The sequence below is a fragment of the Lactobacillus panisapium genome, from assembly GCF_019469265.1.
GTDB classification, from domain to species: domain Bacteria; phylum Bacillota; class Bacilli; order Lactobacillales; family Lactobacillaceae; genus Lactobacillus; species Lactobacillus panisapium.
Window position 1 is genome coordinate 482142 of the sequence record NZ_CP048268.1, and the last position, 16423, is coordinate 498564.

General features: G+C 37.5%; 17 protein-coding genes and 3 tRNA genes. 18 read left to right on the plus strand and 2 right to left on the minus strand.

What is annotated here, in order from left to right; genetic code table 11:
* Positions 1–15: 15 nt before the first annotated feature.
* A complete protein-coding gene (locus tag GYM71_RS02280; RefSeq protein ID WP_220220781.1) occupies positions 16–1011 on the plus strand; it encodes an SIS domain-containing protein in 996 nt (331 codons plus the stop codon).
* A 639-nt stretch (positions 1012–1650) separates the two neighbouring features.
* Entirely contained in the window at positions 1651–2313 is a 663-nt protein-coding gene (gene apf / locus GYM71_RS02285; protein WP_220220782.1) for an aggregation-promoting factor, read from the plus strand.
* A gap of 90 nt (positions 2314–2403) precedes the next feature.
* Here the strand turns inward: apf and GYM71_RS02290 are convergent, their stop codons facing one another.
* The gene (locus tag GYM71_RS02290; protein WP_220220783.1) at positions 2404–3126 is read right to left on the minus strand and encodes a GntR family transcriptional regulator; all 723 of its coding nucleotides are present in this window, start codon (positions 3124–3126) and stop codon (positions 2404–2406) included.
* Between the two features lie 183 nt (positions 3127–3309).
* On the opposite strand from GYM71_RS02290, the gene GYM71_RS02295 reads away from it, so the two are divergent.
* The 15 genes from GYM71_RS02295 to GYM71_RS02365 all read left to right on the plus strand — a co-directional run bounded on the left by GYM71_RS02295 (position 3310) and on the right by GYM71_RS02365 (position 15138).
* Positions 3310–4305, plus strand: a complete 996-nt coding sequence (locus tag GYM71_RS02295; RefSeq protein WP_103753085.1) for a sugar isomerase — start codon at positions 3310–3312, stop codon at positions 4303–4305.
* A 260-nt stretch (positions 4306–4565) separates the two neighbouring features.
* The gene (locus GYM71_RS02300) at positions 4566–4988 is read left to right on the plus strand and encodes a PTS sugar transporter subunit IIA (protein ID WP_220220784.1); all 423 of its coding nucleotides are present in this window, start codon (positions 4566–4568) and stop codon (positions 4986–4988) included.
* Positions 4985–5455, plus strand: coding sequence for a PTS sugar transporter subunit IIB (locus GYM71_RS02305; protein ID WP_103753083.1), 471 nt, complete (start codon positions 4985–4987; stop codon positions 5453–5455). The genes GYM71_RS02300 and GYM71_RS02305 overlap by 4 nt, the downstream gene beginning before the upstream one ends.
* 17 nt (positions 5456–5472) lie before the next feature.
* Positions 5473–6264 carry a PTS mannose/fructose/sorbose/N-acetylgalactosamine transporter subunit IIC gene (locus GYM71_RS02310; protein ID WP_220220785.1) on the plus strand — a complete coding sequence of 264 codons (792 nt, stop codon included), beginning with the start codon at positions 5473–5475 and terminating at the stop codon, positions 6262–6264.
* 11 nt (positions 6265–6275) lie between these two features.
* Positions 6276–7112, plus strand: a complete 837-nt coding sequence (locus GYM71_RS02315; protein ID WP_220220786.1) for a PTS system mannose/fructose/sorbose family transporter subunit IID — start codon at positions 6276–6278, stop codon at positions 7110–7112.
* Between the two features lie 55 nt (positions 7113–7167).
* Positions 7168–8145, plus strand: a complete 978-nt coding sequence (locus GYM71_RS02320; protein ID WP_220220787.1) for an SIS domain-containing protein — start codon at positions 7168–7170, stop codon at positions 8143–8145.
* A 403-nt stretch (positions 8146–8548) separates the two neighbouring features.
* Entirely contained in the window at positions 8549–9253 is a 705-nt protein-coding gene (locus GYM71_RS02325) for a GntR family transcriptional regulator (RefSeq protein WP_220220788.1), read from the plus strand.
* 224 nt (positions 9254–9477) lie between these two features.
* Complete coding sequence (locus GYM71_RS02330) at positions 9478–10536, plus strand: SEC10/PgrA surface exclusion domain-containing protein (RefSeq protein WP_220220789.1); 1059 nt, start codon at positions 9478–9480, stop codon at positions 10534–10536.
* Positions 10537–10655: 119 nt separating this feature from the next.
* Complete coding sequence (locus tag GYM71_RS02335) at positions 10656–11174, plus strand: GNAT family N-acetyltransferase (RefSeq protein ID WP_220220790.1); 519 nt, start codon at positions 10656–10658, stop codon at positions 11172–11174.
* Between the two features lie 208 nt (positions 11175–11382).
* Positions 11383–11454 (plus strand) — tRNA-Gln (locus GYM71_RS02340).
* 231 nt (positions 11455–11685) lie between these two features.
* Entirely contained in the window at positions 11686–12864 is a 1179-nt protein-coding gene (locus GYM71_RS02345; protein ID WP_103753076.1) for an aminotransferase class I/II-fold pyridoxal phosphate-dependent enzyme, read from the plus strand.
* Between the two features lie 65 nt (positions 12865–12929).
* Positions 12930–13011, plus strand: a tRNA-Tyr gene (locus GYM71_RS02350).
* 7 nt (positions 13012–13018) lie between these two features.
* Positions 13019–13090, plus strand: a tRNA-Gln gene (locus GYM71_RS02355).
* Positions 13091–13242: 152 nt separating this feature from the next.
* A complete protein-coding gene (locus GYM71_RS02360) occupies positions 13243–14358 on the plus strand; it encodes a hypothetical protein (RefSeq protein ID WP_103753075.1) in 1116 nt (371 codons plus the stop codon).
* An 81-nt stretch (positions 14359–14439) separates the two neighbouring features.
* Complete coding sequence (locus tag GYM71_RS02365; RefSeq protein WP_103753074.1) at positions 14440–15138, plus strand: GntR family transcriptional regulator; 699 nt, start codon at positions 14440–14442, stop codon at positions 15136–15138.
* Positions 15139–15180: 42 nt separating this feature from the next.
* Here GYM71_RS02365 and tagD read toward each other — a convergent pair whose 3' ends face one another.
* A complete protein-coding gene (tagD, locus tag GYM71_RS02370) occupies positions 15181–15567 on the minus strand; it encodes a glycerol-3-phosphate cytidylyltransferase (RefSeq protein ID WP_103753073.1) in 387 nt (128 codons plus the stop codon).
* 122 nt (positions 15568–15689) lie between these two features.
* On the opposite strand from tagD, the gene GYM71_RS02375 reads away from it, so the two are divergent.
* Positions 15690–16421 carry a WecB/TagA/CpsF family glycosyltransferase gene (locus tag GYM71_RS02375; RefSeq protein ID WP_103753072.1) on the plus strand — a complete coding sequence of 244 codons (732 nt, stop codon included), beginning with the start codon at positions 15690–15692 and terminating at the stop codon, positions 16419–16421.
* The last annotated feature ends 2 nt before the right edge of the window (positions 16422–16423 follow it).

The window sequence follows — 16423 nt, forward strand, 5'->3', positions numbered from 1 at the left end:
AACTGAGGTAAAAAAATGAAATTAAATGAACAAGAATTAGTTAAGAAGTTAACTGAGCGTGAGATAACCGACTTTTATTTTGCAGCTTGCGGAGGCTCATTAAATGATCTTTATCCGGCACACTATTTTATTGAAAAAGAGAGTCGTCGGCTCCATTCCACCTATCTGCCAGCAAGAGAATTAACGTTGACTGATCCGCCACGCTGGAATGAGCATAGCGTAACCTTTGTCTTGTCTCATAGCGGTAATACGCCAGAAGTAATTGAAGCAGCAAGATTGGCTAAACAGAATGGTTCGTTTGTCATTGCTATTAGTCATGACCCAGAATCAAAGCTTGCTAATCCTGACTTATACGATGTTTTTTATACCTATGAGTGGGATGAAAAGACGTCACAACAAGATGTTCCAATGGGAATGGAGTTGCGTATTTTAAATGAATACTTGCATCAAACAGAGGATACTTACCAAAATTATAGCCAGATGCTTGCTGGCTTAGGTAAAATCGATCAGATTATTGCTAATGCGGAGAAGTATCAACTGCCAGCTGCCCAAAAATTTGCGCAAAAGTATCGTAAACAGGATTTTATGTATATTCTAGGTTCTGGTGCAGCAAGATCACAAGCGTATGGCTTTGCGATTTGTTCTATGATGGAAATGCAATGGATGGATTGTGCTTTTATTGATTCAGCCGAATTTTTCCATGGTCCATTCGAAGTATTGCAAGATGATAAATTATTCATTCAATGTGTCAATGTGGGGAAAAATCGGGTTCTGGATACTCGTTCCAGAGATTTTATTCAAAAATATCACGGGCAAATTGAAATTATTGATGCTAAAAACTTTGGCATGGAAGATATTGACGATGCTGTTGTTGATTACTTTAACCCATTTGTCTTTTACAAGATGGGCGTTCTGTACCGTGATCAACTAGCATTAAAGAGAGCCCATGACACAGATTTTAGACAATATATGGGAAAAGTCGATTATTCTTATAAATCAATTTTTTCTTAAATAGCGGTAGATTAACACGGATAAATACCAAAAGCCTTTGTTTTAGCGGTCACTAGATAAAGGCTTTTTTGGGTAAAGAAAAAAGCTTCTTTATATGAGAAGCTTTACTGCATCAAATTAAGAGAACCTAATCTGCAATTTTTTTAGCATTTGCTAATGCCTTCATGATTGATGGGTTCTTTAAGTGACAATCCTTAATCATTTGAATGTCTTTTTCGTCTAATTCAACAGTATATTTACTCATAATTAGTTTCCTTTCTCCAAAATATAATTTAACTATAGCATTTTGGATCAAGGAATGAAAAGCCGGACTAGAAGTTTTTCATTTTTGTTGCAAATTACTAATTCGTCTAGACCATTTGCTTGGTACAAACGGACGTTCTTGTATTTAGCAAATTTAGTGTAATTAGTTGCTATGATAGGAACTTACTAAATGCTGTTTGCTGTAATAAATATGTTACAAATATGACAAGCAATTTTTACCAAGTAACTTTTTTTTAAAAATCGAGTGATAACTTTGTTATGATTCTGAAATTTTTACGCTGTAGTATATATACAATCAAATTGATCAGTAAGAACTTTACTTGTTAGTTTGATATAGAAAAAAGATAGGGTTTTTTTATTAAGGAGAGATATTTTTTGAAGGTAAAATCTATCTTAGCTAAAACGGCGGCAGTAGCAGCTGTATCAGTTACTGGTGTAGTTGCAATGAACAGTGCAAATCAGGAAACTGTTCACGCTGCAACAGTAGAAAATGATGCAGAAGTCGTAACTGTTAACTACGTTGATGGTAACTCAATCCACGTTTGGAACAGCTACAAGACTCCTGAAGCTACTGGGCAAATTTTACCAAGTAATTCTTCATGGAAAGTTATTAAAACTGCTTATGATAAAAATGGTCACAAGTGGTATGACTTGGGTAAGAATCAATGGGTAAAAGCTGAGTATGTTAACAAAGGTTATTACCCAGAAAACGCTTCTAACCAAGAAGCAGTAGTTGCTGATAACAGTGCTGCAAATACAGCTAGCACAAATGTTTCTTACAATGCTACTACTCAAAATTATGCTGGTGGTTCTGATTCTGAATCTTCTGCTAAGGCATGGATTGCAAATCGTGAATCAGGCGGCTCATACAGTGCTCAAAACGGCCAATACATTGGTAAATACCAACTTTCAGCTTCATACCTTAACGGTGACTACTCTGCTGCCAACCAAGAACGTGTTGCCAACAGTTACGTTGCTAACCGGTATGGTTCATGGTCAGCTGCTAAGGCCTTTTGGCAAGCAAATGGCTGGTACTAATCGCCTGAAATAGATAATAAATATAAATAACAACTTAATAAGTAAAAAGGGTCTAGTCAATTCGACTAGGCCCTTTTTTGGTAGTTAATTTTAATGATCAATGGCATAAGTGAACTTGTCACTGCGCAAAACTTGTTGCGAAATGTGCATTGGCAAGTTGTGGTTATCATACACAAAGTCTTTAATTTGCATTAAGGCTGTTTTTTCGTCTACGTTTAATAAGAAAGATTCTTCTCTAGTGGCAAAAGTGATTTTAAAAGTTTTTTTGCCTGTGCTTGGAGATACCATGAAGTTCTTTTTCAGTAGTTGGTATAACGGCGAATCAAGATCAGATTTTTCAATCCCGGCAAATTTAGGTGGTAGCCAAATCCACTCAACGCAGAAAGGCACCTCATCAATGTATCTTAACCGTTTAATTTCAATTAATTGCTCATCGTCTTGTAGTTGCAAAAAACTTCTTTGCTCAGGTTGACCTGGGACTTTCTGAACGCTAATTAGCCGGGTAGACATCGTCTTTCCGGCTTTTTTTACGCTATCAGTGAGACTAGAAAAATGATGATTCTGTGTTTTGACCTCGTTACCCTGATCTGAAACATAAGTTCCTTTTCCCGGTAATTTAATCAAAATATTTTGATCAGACAATAGTTTTAATGCCTTACGCACAGTAGTCCTGCTTAATTTGAATTCCTCTTGCAAAGTCATTTCTGAGGGGATGGCGTGACCTTCTCGATACTTTTTGTCATCAATGCGTTTTTTGATAATATCCGCTAAATGAATATAAAGGGGCGTATGTCCTTCTTCTTTTTCTAACATTAATCTGCCTATACCTTAATTAGTTTATTAATATTATAGCAAAAGAAGTTTACTTAAGCACAGGTGTTAGTTTTTATTTGCCAAAAATAAATACATGTATTATATTTTTAGCCTTTACTTTTTAAATAAAGCGCTTTATTATGATAACTAAAAGATACAGGTATCATTTGAAGGGAGGAAAAGATGAAAATACAAGAAGAAGTGAAAAAGGTAGTCAAGCAGGCGATAGCCAAGATAGCAAAGCACGGCAAGATTAAACAAATTTTGTGGGTAGGAGCTGGTGGCTCATTTGGTGGCTTTTATGCAGCTAATTATTTTTTGCAACAAGAAGCAAAAAACATTTTTACCGCAATGTATACCAGTGGTGAATTTATTTATGCAGCCCCGAAAAATCTGGACCAAAACACCTTAGTAGTTTTGTGTTCAATGAGAGGTACTAAGGAAACAATTGCTGCTTCCCAAATTGCACAAAATGCGGGCGCAACCACAATCTCCTTATATGTTGAAAAATCAGCACTATTAGACTACTCTGACTACCAAATTAAGTATGAGAGTTTGGCACTTGATGAAAGTAGGATTGAACGAGTTAATAGCAGTATTGGTTTATGTATTGCTATGAATGTATTAAATGAAGTTGAAGGCTATGATAATTATGCAGCTGCGATGGCGGCTTTTGCCGATTTAGATCCAATTTACCGCAGGGCGGTCGAATACACGACTCCTTTAGCCAAAAAATGGGCAGAATTAAATAAAAAGCAAAGGACAATCTACGTTATTGCTAGCGGGCCCGCCTATGGAGCTGCTTATATCTTCTCGATTTGTAATTTGGAAGAAATGCTGCAGTTGAATTCACCCACCATTCACAGCTACGAGTACTTCAACGGACCATTTGAAGTGACCGATAAGGGAAAATCAATTTTTCAATTGCTCGCTACTGGAAAAACGCGTCCAGAGGATGAACGTGCTTTAAGATTTGAACAAAGATTTGCTGGGGAGAAATTATACGTATTAGATGGTAAAGAAATTGGCCTAGATGATCTCCCAGAAGAGATTGCCCCATATTTTAACCATTCAATTTTTTCTTCTATCTTAAATAACGTTTATATGAGGGAGCTATCATATACAACACATGAAAGTTATCTGACTCGGCGCTATATGTGGAAAGAAGAGTATAAGTAATGCTGCTAATTGCTGTAGCCCTTAACAAGAGCGCAGCTTTTGGCAGAATACCCTTAAGATTGATCAATAATTAAAAATCTCATTAAAAAGCAATGACACCGCTTTAAAATGATAATAATGCAAAAATAATTTAATTATTTTCAAAGAAAAGCTTTACAGAATTTAGGCATTATAATATTATTTATATATACGTGTTAATACATCATACTTTTAGAAAAGACATTTTAGAATATTTGATTTTTGATTAGGGGTGAAAAGAAGTGAAAATAATTTTAGTTAGTCACGGCAAGCTTGCAAAAGGCATGAAGGATACAGTTGAGATGATTGCTGGTAAGCAAGACAATCTTGAGGCGTATGAAGCTTATGGCAGTGGTTCCGAAGACGAAGGTTTTATTACCGAAGTCAAACAATCTGTTGCTGCAAGTAAAGAGGACAAAGTTATTGTTGTGACGGATGTATTGGGTGGATCTGTTAATAATGAAATGATCCAGTTATTAAAAGATCACCATAACTTAACGCTTTTGACTGGCATGAATTTACCTCTGATTATTACTTTAGTTACCACAGTGAATGCGCAGGATAGTGAAGATGCTATTTTGGAGGCAATTGCCGAAGGACAGAAGGGAGTTTTATCAGTTAATAAGTTAATGAGCGAAGATGATGATGAAGGAGATTTATTATGATAAAGGTAATTAGGGTTGATCACCGTTTATTGCACGGACAGGTAATATTTTCGTGGACCAAGTTTGCAAATATTGAGCGCGTAATCGTAATTGACACAGCCACTGCTAAAGATGATTTTAAGAAAATGTCGTTAAAGTTAGCTAAACCAGAAGATGTTCGCTTAAACGTTTTTAGTGTCGATGCTGCAATTGCTAAAATCGATCAAATCAAGGCCTTGAAAGATAACATTATGTTGATCTTTGAAAATGTCACTGAATTGAGTAAATTTATTGATCAATTCGGACCAGTTGAAGAAATTAACTATGGCTTAATTCCAGCAAAGCCTGATGCCAAGCGCTTTAGCAATGCTGTTTACTTGACGCCTGAAGAGGTTAAATTATCAAAAAAGATGTGTGATCAAGGAATAAAGATTTCAATGCAACAGGTTCCTTCATCTAATAAAGAGCTTCTAAATAATGTTATTTAGAAAGAAAGGCTAGAAAAATGTTTTGGAAAGCATTAATCGTCGGACTAATTGGTGTTTTTGCCATGTTCGACTCAAGACTTCTTGGACGTGAAAATTTTGAACAACCATTAATCATCAGTACCCTAGTGGGGTTGGCATTAGGAGATCCTGCCAAAGGACTAATGGTTGGTGCCACACTGCAATTAGTATCAATGGGGATTGTGGCCGTTGGAGCCGCTGTTCCTCCCGATATGGTTCTGGGCTCAGTTGTAGCCTCAGCTTTTGCGATTTTATCGCATACAAGTGCTCAAGCGGCACTAACTGTGGCTTTGCCAGTTGCGGTTTTAGGTCAATTGGTTGCTATTGTCGTCAGAATGCTGTTTTCTTCATTTAACTCGCTAGTTGAAAAAGCAATTGATGATGGCAAATTTAGAAAGGCCCGTAGTTACCATATCGTCTATGGTCCAATTATTTATGGCTTGCTTTATTTCATCCCAATCTTTTTTGCAATCTACCTAGGAACCGATGCGGTTACCGCATTGGTAAAAATGATTCCTGCTTGGTTGACAAACGGCTTGACCTTAGCAAGTAAAATTTTGCCAGCATACGGATTTGCGTTACTAATGTCAACCATGATTGATAAGAAAAATGCTGTTTACTTATTCTTAGGTTTCTTTATTGCGGCATACGGAAAGATGTCGGTAATCAGCGTTGCTATTTTTGCAGTGATTTTAGTAATCATCCTGAATAAGTTTATGAATAATAATGGTAATAACGATTCTGGCTCTTCTGCCAAAGATGATAGCCTAGATGATTTGGAAGAATTATAGGAGTAAAAATTATGGCTGAACAAAAACACACAGATAAGCAATTACGTCATAAATTTTGGCAATTCTTCTGGCGGTCATGGGCCATTCAAACTTCGTGGAACTATGAGCGGCAGATGAACATGGGCTTTATGTATGGCATGGCGCCAACAATTGATGAGATTTATGGTGAAAAACCGGATAGCCCAGAAAAATTACAGAAGAAAAAAGAGGCCTATCACCGGCATATGGCATTCTTCAACTGTACTCCACAGTTAACCTCGTTTGTTTTAGGTTTATCTTCGGCAATGGAAGAAGAATATGCGGAAAATCCTGATACCTTTGATCCGGAGTCAATCAACAGTGTAAAGACTTCATTGATGGGGCCATTGTCAGGAATTGGTGATTCCTTTTTCCAAGGAACAATAAAGATTATTGCTTTTGGGTTAGGAGTTAATATGGCCCAGCAAGGCAATATCTTTGGTCCAATCTTGGCAATGATAATTTCCATCATTCCGTCCGCTGCTGTTACCTATTGGGGCGGCAAATGGGGCTATCTGCAAGGAAAGAAGAATATCCAAAAGCTGATTGGCAACGGAACGATTAACCGCATTATGTCATTGATGAATGTGGTTGGTTTGATGGTAATTGGGGCCATGATTGCCACAATGATTGGGATTACGACGCCAATTAAATTTGGTAAGACTTTTGTTTTACAAACGACGTTGGATTCGATTTTCCCACAGATGCTGTCCTTGGCCTTTACCTTTGGCATGTTTTACCTAATCAAGAAAAAGGTTAATACCGCTTGGATTATGGTGATCTGTATTGTCGGCGGTATCTTGCTGAGTGTATTAGGAATTTTTAACTAAATATTGGTAACCAGTTATTTAAAATTTGATTTTATTGATAGGAGAAAAAATTATTATGGATTTTGAAAAAGTTAAGGCAATTGTTAGTGATATCAAGTCAAAGCAACCTAACATTGACCGGGTTTTGTTTGTTGGCTGTGGTGCTTCAATGGCTGATTTGTATCCAGGCTACTACTTTATTTCTCATGAAAGCACTAAGTTGTTGTCTGCGATTTATACTGCCAATGAATTTAACTATGATACGCCAAAGGGTGTTGGTGAAAATACCATTGTCATCACAGCATCACTTGGTGGTACTACACCGGAATCAGTTGCTGCTACTAAGAAGGCCAGAGAGCTTGGTACCCATGTCGTAACTTTATCAATGGCAGAAGATTCACCTATTATTAAGGAAACTGAATATAAGGTAGTTCACGGCTTCCACGAAAACTATGCTGCTAAAACTGAAAAGATGACCTATTGCTTGGCTTTGGCAGTCGAGATTGTACAAGAATTTGAAGGCTATGAATTCTACGATGAGGCTTTGGACGCATTCAAAGGGATGCCAGATTTGATTGAGAATGCAGTTAAGTCAGTTGGACCAATGGCAAAAGAATTTGGTGAAAAATACCGGGACGAAAAAACAATTTATGTTTTGAGTAGCGGTGCTTCACTTGGTGTAGCATACTCAACCGCTTCGTTCTTATTCATGGAAATGCAGTGGATTGCTGCCCCAACAGTTCATACTGGTGAATATTTCCACGGACCATTTGAACTTACAGAAAAAGACGCACCATACTTGTTGTTCATGAATGATGGCAAAACTCGTCATTTAGACGCCCGCGCATTGACCTTCTTGCAAAGATTTGATGCACAAATCACTAATATTGATGCCAAAGATTATGGCTTAAATGAAGTGGCTAGTGAGAATGTGATTGACTACTTCAACCCAATGATTCACACCGGCGTAATGCGTGTCTTTGCTGAAGAATTAGCTAAAGCAAGAAAGCATCCATTAACTAAGCGTCGCTATATGTGGAAGTTGACTTATTAATTAAGTTAATTGAGCAATTTTAAGTGATTAGAAAAAGGATCCTATGAAAAGTAGAATCCTTTTTTATTACAAATTTTATTTTAACTGATATAGTAAAATGACTTTAACTAGTAGGACAACTTTTGATTATCGGCGATTAAAAGCATACCGCCTACTAATTTTGCTGGAACAAGCTGTTAAAATGAAAGAATGGCTCGTTAGTTTAATAGCTGAATTGTTAGTTTCTATGCTATTAAGGCTAATATGAAAGCTATTTGCGCATAAAGTTGTAGCGTACTTTAATCTGATTTTGTTTTATACTGTTCATAATAAAAAGAAACAATTTAACTGGATAGATAGAAAAGTTTTTGGATAACTAATGCCGTTGGGGCAAAGTAAAGAATGATATAGGTAGTGGTGACTTTTGAAAGAGACAGGTTCGTTATATTCTCAGGTAATGGAGAAAATCAGACAAAAAATTATTACTAATGAATACCCCGTTAACAGTAAACTGCCAAATGAGTTTGAGCTAAGTGAACAATTTGCAGTTAGCCGGGTTACTTTGCGTAAAGCAATTAAGGGACTAGCTGAAGACGGCTTAGTCGAAAAAATCCAGGGAGTTGGGACGTTTGTCCGCAAACCGCAAAAAGTAAAAAGAATTATTAGTTCACCGGCAGCTGAAAGTTTTTCTCAGATTGCTAAAAAAGAGGGTTTTAAGGCAAGCGTTGAGGTAATAAAGGTTAAGGAAGTAGAAACACCACCTAAGTTACGCAAAATTCTGGAAACTAAGCATTCGTTGTTTATTGAAAGAGTTCACTCTGTCAATGACGAACCAATTATGTTGGAGTGCAATTATTTCCCATTACCACGTTTTGCTGGGTTAGCAAAAGAAGACCTAAGTCAGTCTTTGTACCAAATTTTGCAAGATAACTACCAAATTACCAAGTTGAATTCTCGCGACTTGATTATTAGTGTTGCACTAGCCAGTTTAAGCGAAGCCAAATTTTTAAAGAAATCGATCGGCTTCCCGCTACTTCTTTTGCAAGTCTGTATTGAAGATGAGCATAATAATGTTGTTCATGCTGGGGAACAGTATATTATCTCCGACAGATATGAATTTCACGTATAATTAGCTTGTTAATCGACCAATATGGTTAAAGGGTGTATTGTAAGTAATGATTAAATTCCAACAAATGCTTCTGACACTACACCTAATTTATTTGCTTTAACGGTTGAATTGTCTAATTTTGTTATTTTTAGTGGAAAAATTAATTGGCATTAAATTCTAAATAGATTTAGAATGACATATAAAGCCATCAGAGCCAATCAGTAAATACTCTTGAGGGAAGATAAATGAAAAAAAGCAAATTAGCTATTGCCATTATTAATGTTATTTTTTTGACAACTATTCCTGCGCTTGTACTGCATGAACCTACACCAGTTTCAGCTGCTACAGTTAAAGGTTTTGTCAAAACAAAGAAAAATAAAAAAGTCCGGCTTTATAAGCTTTCTGGAAAGCATTCCAATTATTATGCCAGTCCTAAGTATCAATACCCATATAGCAGTAAAAAGAAGATTGGTAAAAAGAAGCTAACAGCTTATAAGATAGGTAATAATTCACATTGGCTTTTAGCTAAGGATGCTAAAGTTATTAAAACGATTAAGCCAAATGTCAATGTTCAAGCTACAATGAAATTGCCAGCGGGTTATACCAGAGCTGAATTGCTTCAGGCTTATCAAGGGAATCCATCTAAGGAGTTTATTGATGCCTCAATGAGCGGAATGGATACTAATGATTTTAGTCGGATTAAAAACGGTGAAACTAAGGCCGATGATCAAACTATCGTTGATTTAAGCCAGCTTACGCCGGATCAAACCGATACTTTAACGACCTTTTCTCTGCGTCTGATCAATCAGGCTCGCAATGACTTGGGGTTAGATCCTTGGCGCGATAGTATTGGTGCGTGCAAATTGGCTCAAGATATTGCGACTGAATATGCGGTAAATAAGAAGACCATTCGCGATAGTCATTATGTTCCAGGCATCGTTCGTGCATGTAAAGCTAACGGCCTAGATTTAAATGATAATTATGTTGAAGACATGGCCGGCTTTTATAATCAAAATAATACGATGACAATGACTGAACTTAAAAAGAGTGTCTATTTTGGCTTAAAGCAAATGATGTTCGGCTATACTGGCAGTGGCGAGCAAGGACGAAAGCAGCGTAGTAATTACCAGGAATGGGAACATGCCGGTGACTTGTTTAATACGCAAGGTTCGCTTCACGATGGCGATTATAATTACTATGGTTTCAGTATCTCGCATACTGATGACATTTGTTCAATGCATTTTATTAGCGTACCGACTTATATTGCTAAGAATAAAAAGTATAATACTGGTTTTAAACCTTAATTAAATAATTTTTAGTTTTGAGACAGCTGCAAGAGGCTGTCTTTTTTGTCCTATTTTTTACTGCTAAAAAGAAATAATTGCGCTAAAATTAACCTTATTATTAAAGTGAGGATTTATGCATGGCAATTTATATTCGATTAGCGCAAGAAAGTGATTTAACGCAAATAATGGCAATTATTAATGAAGCAAAGCAATTGCTGAAAAGCGATGGTATCCCGCAATGGCAAAATGGTCGCCCGAATGAACAAATTTTACTGGATGACATTGTCAAAAAGCGGGCATATTGTTTAATGGTTGATCAAGTCGTTGCCGGTATTGCTGTTTTGCAAACTAGTATTGAGCCTAGCTATGCTGCGATAGACGGCGAGTGGCAAAATGAAGCCGATCAGTATGCCACTATCCACCGGATTGCGATTTCGGCTAAATTTCGCGGACAGCATTTAGGACAAATATTTATTTCTAACTTAATTTCTCGTGGCCTGTTTTTAGGAATATCAAATTTCCGCATTGACACTCATGCAGTTAATCTCCGGATGCAGGCGCTGATTAAATCTGCTGGCTTTAAATATCGCGGCGTCATTCGCATTGATCAAACAAAAGATGGGCTCAGAAATGCCTATGAACTAAACTTAGTTTAAAAGTTCTAGTTACCGTGCCACGTAAAAATTTGCGCTAATTAATTAGCGCAAAATAGGACTCTGTTTTAACTAATTAAGGAAATGCAATATTTGCTTAAGCGACTGCATGTGAGCTCAAATCAGAAAAAATAAATTTTTCTCTTGACTTGCGCACGACATTTTTCTATACTATTAAATGTTGAGCGGTCAAGTAAAAGCTCAATTGCATTGGGTTATAGCCAAGCGGTAAGGCACTAGTTTTTGGTACTAGTATGCGCTGGTTCGAATCCAGCTAACCCAATTGTTCTTACGAACACCCAACCCAAGAAAGACAGTTCATTAAGTTGAGCTGTCTTTTTTTGCCGTAAATTATTACTGGGTGCCGGGAGTAATTGGCTTGATTAGCCTTTGTAAATAAGTACACGATTAATTAAAGTGACTAAAATGAATTAGATATTAAAAAAATATGGTAGAAAATAGTTTTTATTAAATGTATAATTAACAAAAATGAAAAGGAAAGTTTGGTGAAAAAATGGTTGATTTAATAAAGTACACGAGAAAGGGTTTAGCAGACGCACCCTCGAATCCAATTTTGAAGTTTTCGGATTATGCCAGCAAGATTCCTGATGTAGTCAAGTTTACCTTAGGTGAACCTGATTTTAATACACCGGATCATATTAAAAATGCTGCCAAGAAAGGGATTGATGAAAATCACTCCCATTATGCACCGTCAAACGGAACGATGGGCTTACGCAAAGCGGCGGCCGACTTTTTGGCGCAAAAATATGGGCAAAAGTATGACCCAGAAACTGAAGTGCTGGTTACAAATGGCGTAACGGAATCAATTTTTGATACGGTTTGCGCTTGCTTGAATCCGGGAGACATTATGGTGGTTCCGACTCCAATATTTCCGCTCTATATGTCTGATGTCAATATTTTAAATGATGGTGCTAAAATCGTTACGATTGATACTTCAAAAGATGGTTTTAAGTTAACGCCAGCTAAGTTGCAAGCAGTTCTTGATGAATACGGTGACAAAGTACGGATGTTGGTCATGAATTATCCGACAAATCCGACTGGGGTAATGTATAGCCAAGAAGAGCTTGACGCCATCGCAGATGTGATTCGGGACAAACCAATCTTTGCCTTATGTGATGAAATATATAGTGAACTGAATTATGATCAGCCTCATGCTTCAATGGAAAAATCTCTGCATGACCAGGTAGTTCTGATGAACGGTGTGTCCAAGGCTTGGGCAATGACCGGGTATCGAATCGGAATTGTTTGTGCACCGCAGGCTATTTTGGAACAAATTGCTAAGGTCCACCAAACCATCGTGACTACTGAGCCAACGCCAATGCAGGACGCTGCTGAGGAAGCCTTCAAAAATGGTATGAATGATTCTGAACCAATGAAGCGTGAATTTCAAAAACGGCGAGATGTTTTGTACCAGGGCTTAACCGATATTGGCTTTGAATGTGCAAAACCGCAAGGGGCTTTCTATATTTTTGCTAAAATTCCGGCAGGATTAGAACAAGACGATTCTAAATTTATCTATGATTTGGTTGATAAAGCACACGTTGCTGTGACTGCGGGCTCAAGCTTTGCTCTGGGCGGCCAAGGCTATATTCGTTTTTCTTATGCTGTCAGCATGGATCAGATCAATGAAGGCTTGCGCCGAATTAAAAAATACGTTGAAGAAAATAAGTAAATAATTTCGCAAATTTTTGCTTGCAATTACGCATGTTTTTAGTTAAGATAATTAACGTGCGTAACGGAGGAGTAGCGAAGTGGCTAAACGCGGCGGTCTGTAAAACCGCTCTCTCTGAGTTCGGCGGTTCGAATCCACCCTCCTCCATTATCACTGGGTTATAGCCAAGCGGTAAGGCACTAGTTTTTGGTACTAGTATGCGCTGGTTCGAATCCAGCTAACCCAATAAAAATTATCGAAAAAAGGCAGCTTTTGGGTTGTCTTTTTATTTTTCTAAAGTTTTTCCTGTGAATTGCGTCAATTAAACTTACCATTTAACTAATCAGTCTAAAAAATAGTACAATAAAGGCTAGTTTACTTTTATAAGAAGGGAATTTTATGTCGAGACTAGTTAACGTTGGTGCTGGAGGCGGCGAAATCAGTTGGCATGAAGCCCTCAAGGACTTGCGTGCAGATGACGTTTTATTGCTGGAGCCAGGTTTTTATGAATTACCTGCAAAAACCTTGTTTTCCAACATTACGATTAAAGGCACTGGCAGTTTGCCAGAAGACACCACAATTCTAGGTTGTGTCAACTTAGCCACCGACAGTCAATTTGTTAATTTAGAAAATTTATGTATTAACACTAACAATGATTCTAATAGTTTATATGTACCGGCAGAAGCTAATACATATTTGACGCTGCGAAATTGCGTTATTAAGGGCTTTGGCACGGATACGGCGGCAGTAGCTATTAATGGCAAGGCCACCTTGGAGTTATATTCAACGGTAATTTTAAATGGCTCTGTTTCAATTTATGCTGATGCTGATTTTCGGTTAGAAATGAATGATTCCTCAATTGAGCATGTTTCTGAAGAATTTGGTGCGCTAGCAATTGAGGGCCATGGGACGGCAATTATCAATAACTCGCGTGTTTACGGCAGTATTGATACCTTTACTAAAACAAATGCAGAGGTCGATTTAAACAATTCAATTGCTGATTCAATGCTCTTGCAGGGGCAGGTTTGGTTAAATATGCTTAACAGCAAGCTTTTGTCTACTGATGATACCTGCATGTATATTACGGAAGAAACATGGGTTAACATTGTTGGCAGTAATTTTAATGGGGGCATTTATCTTGATCAAAAACCGCACGTAATTGTGCAAAACTGTCAGATTAATCGCTTAATTGCTGTCAATGACGCGGTCATTACGCTTAGTAATTCAGTTATTATTAATCACGCCGATTTTCAAGACCACGTTAAATGTACTGCGCGACGCGCTACTTTTAATGGCGGTGCGGATTACCAGTATTTCTTGGCATTAGGTGATTATGCACTTCTTGAAGGGCACGATTTAATTTTAAATTCTAACGGTGCTGATCTAGCCGTTAAAGACCAAGCTCAAATGCGTGCTAGTGTGATTGCCAGCAGTGATTCTTCGATTACAGTTGAATGCGGTCAAAAAGCTGATATTCGTCTTTTAGGAATGAAGTGGACCACTAAGAAAAAATAAGCTAAAAAAATAAATTTAATAAAGCTTGTGCAAGGTAGACCAATTTGGATTATAATAAGAATTATCGTTGGAGGTGTACTAATGGAAGAGCCGATGTATATAAAAATTCATAATCAGATTAAACGTGAAATTGAAAATCACGTTTATCAAGTTGGTAGCCGGATACCGGCTGAACGACAACTTGCACTAAAGTTTGGGGTTTCACGAATGACCTTACGCCAGGCTATTAAAACGCTGGAAGATGAGGGTATTTTAGAACAACGTCTTGGCAGCGGCACTTACGTGGCAAATCAAAAAGTCCAAGAGAAAATGTCGGGGATTATGTCTTTTACTGATATTACTCATGCTAACGGTCAGACACCTTCAAGTAAGTTGATTTCTTATCGTTTTGGTAAGCCATCTTTATCAGAAACTGAACGGTTAAATTTAAAAGACGACCAAGAGGTTCTGCGGATGGAGCGAATTCGCTATGCTGATAATGTTCCAATCTGCTATGAAGTGGTTACCATCCCGCAAGAGCTGATTAGTAAAATTTCTAAGGCCGACATTTCTTCGCACTTGTATCAGGCTCTTGAAAAGAACGGTTATCAAATTGGTCGTGTTACTGAACATATTTCGGCAGCTGTAGCCAACGAAAATTCTGCGCGGCTGCTTGATGCCAAAAAGGGCGAAGCACTAATAACGCGCTTGCAGGTAACCGAGCTGTCAACAGGGCAGCCATTTGAATATACGCGTGCAAGTTATGTGGCCGATCGCTTTGAATTCACTTTTTCCAAATAAAAAACTCTGAACTGGTTAATATCAACTAGTTCAGAGTTTTTTTTATTTCAGGTCCTTTTTGATTTTAGTGGTTGAAATTCCCGGAGTGCGGGGCAGGTAGACGACATCGCAAACTGATTTCAGAAAATCGAATTTACCTTGCCAGTCACTGCCCATAACAAAAGTATCAATATGATACTTAGTGATATCCGTCACCTTTTGGTCCCAATCTTCTTCGGGAATCACTTCGTCTACATAGCGAATAGCCTCAAGAATAAACTTGCGTTCAGCATAATTATTATATGATTCTTTGTGTTTTTGAAATTCATTAAATTCATCGGTTGAAAGGCCAACGATTAGGTAATCACCTAATTCACGTGCACGCTTAAGTAAACGAACATGACCATAATGCAATAAATCAAATGTGCCGTAAGTAATAACTTTTTTCATATTTGGTGCTCCTATTGCTTTGACGATTTAATATTATCATATTTGTAGAAAAGGTAAAACATATCCCGTATTAACTAATAGTCTGCTAAAATAAAGTTAATTAACCACGAGAGGAGATTATCATGGATAAAGTAGATGTTTTAGGTGTTGATTTTGATAACAAAAGTTTTCATCAATTTCAAAACGAATTTATCGGGCGAATCAATGTTCACCAGTCAACATTTGTGGTTACTGCTAATCCTGAGATTGTGCTGGCAGCCAACGAAAATCCTGAATTCATGAAAATTTTAAACTATGATGCGGACTATATTACTCCTGATGGAATAGGAATTATTAAAGCTGCTAATATACTGGGTACACCGTTAAAGGAACGAGTAACTGGCTATGATTTATTTACTTGGTTAATGAAACTAGCCAATGATCGTAGCCTTCGCGTCTACTTAATCGGAGCAAAGCCAAACGTTATCCATGCAATTCAAGCTAAAATAGCCCATGAATATTCTGATATTCAACTAGTCGGTGCTGAGGATGGTTATTTTAAAGAAGATTTGGAAGTAATAGCCTATCAAATTGAACGCGCTGAGCCTGACTTAGTATTTGCTGCGTTAGGATCACCACGCCAAGAGCAGCTATTAGCACTTTTACGCCGTAATCTGCTCCCAGCCTTAATGATGGGAGTTGGCGGTAGTTTTGATGTCTTTTCGGGTATGGTTAAGCGTGCGCCACAATTATGGCAAAGAGCTCATCTTGAATGGTTTTACCGTTTGCTTAAAGAGCCATCGCGGTTTAAGCGTGTGAGCAAGTTGCCAAGATTTATGCTTGATGTTCATCAAGCTAAAAAGGAAAAGAAATAAAA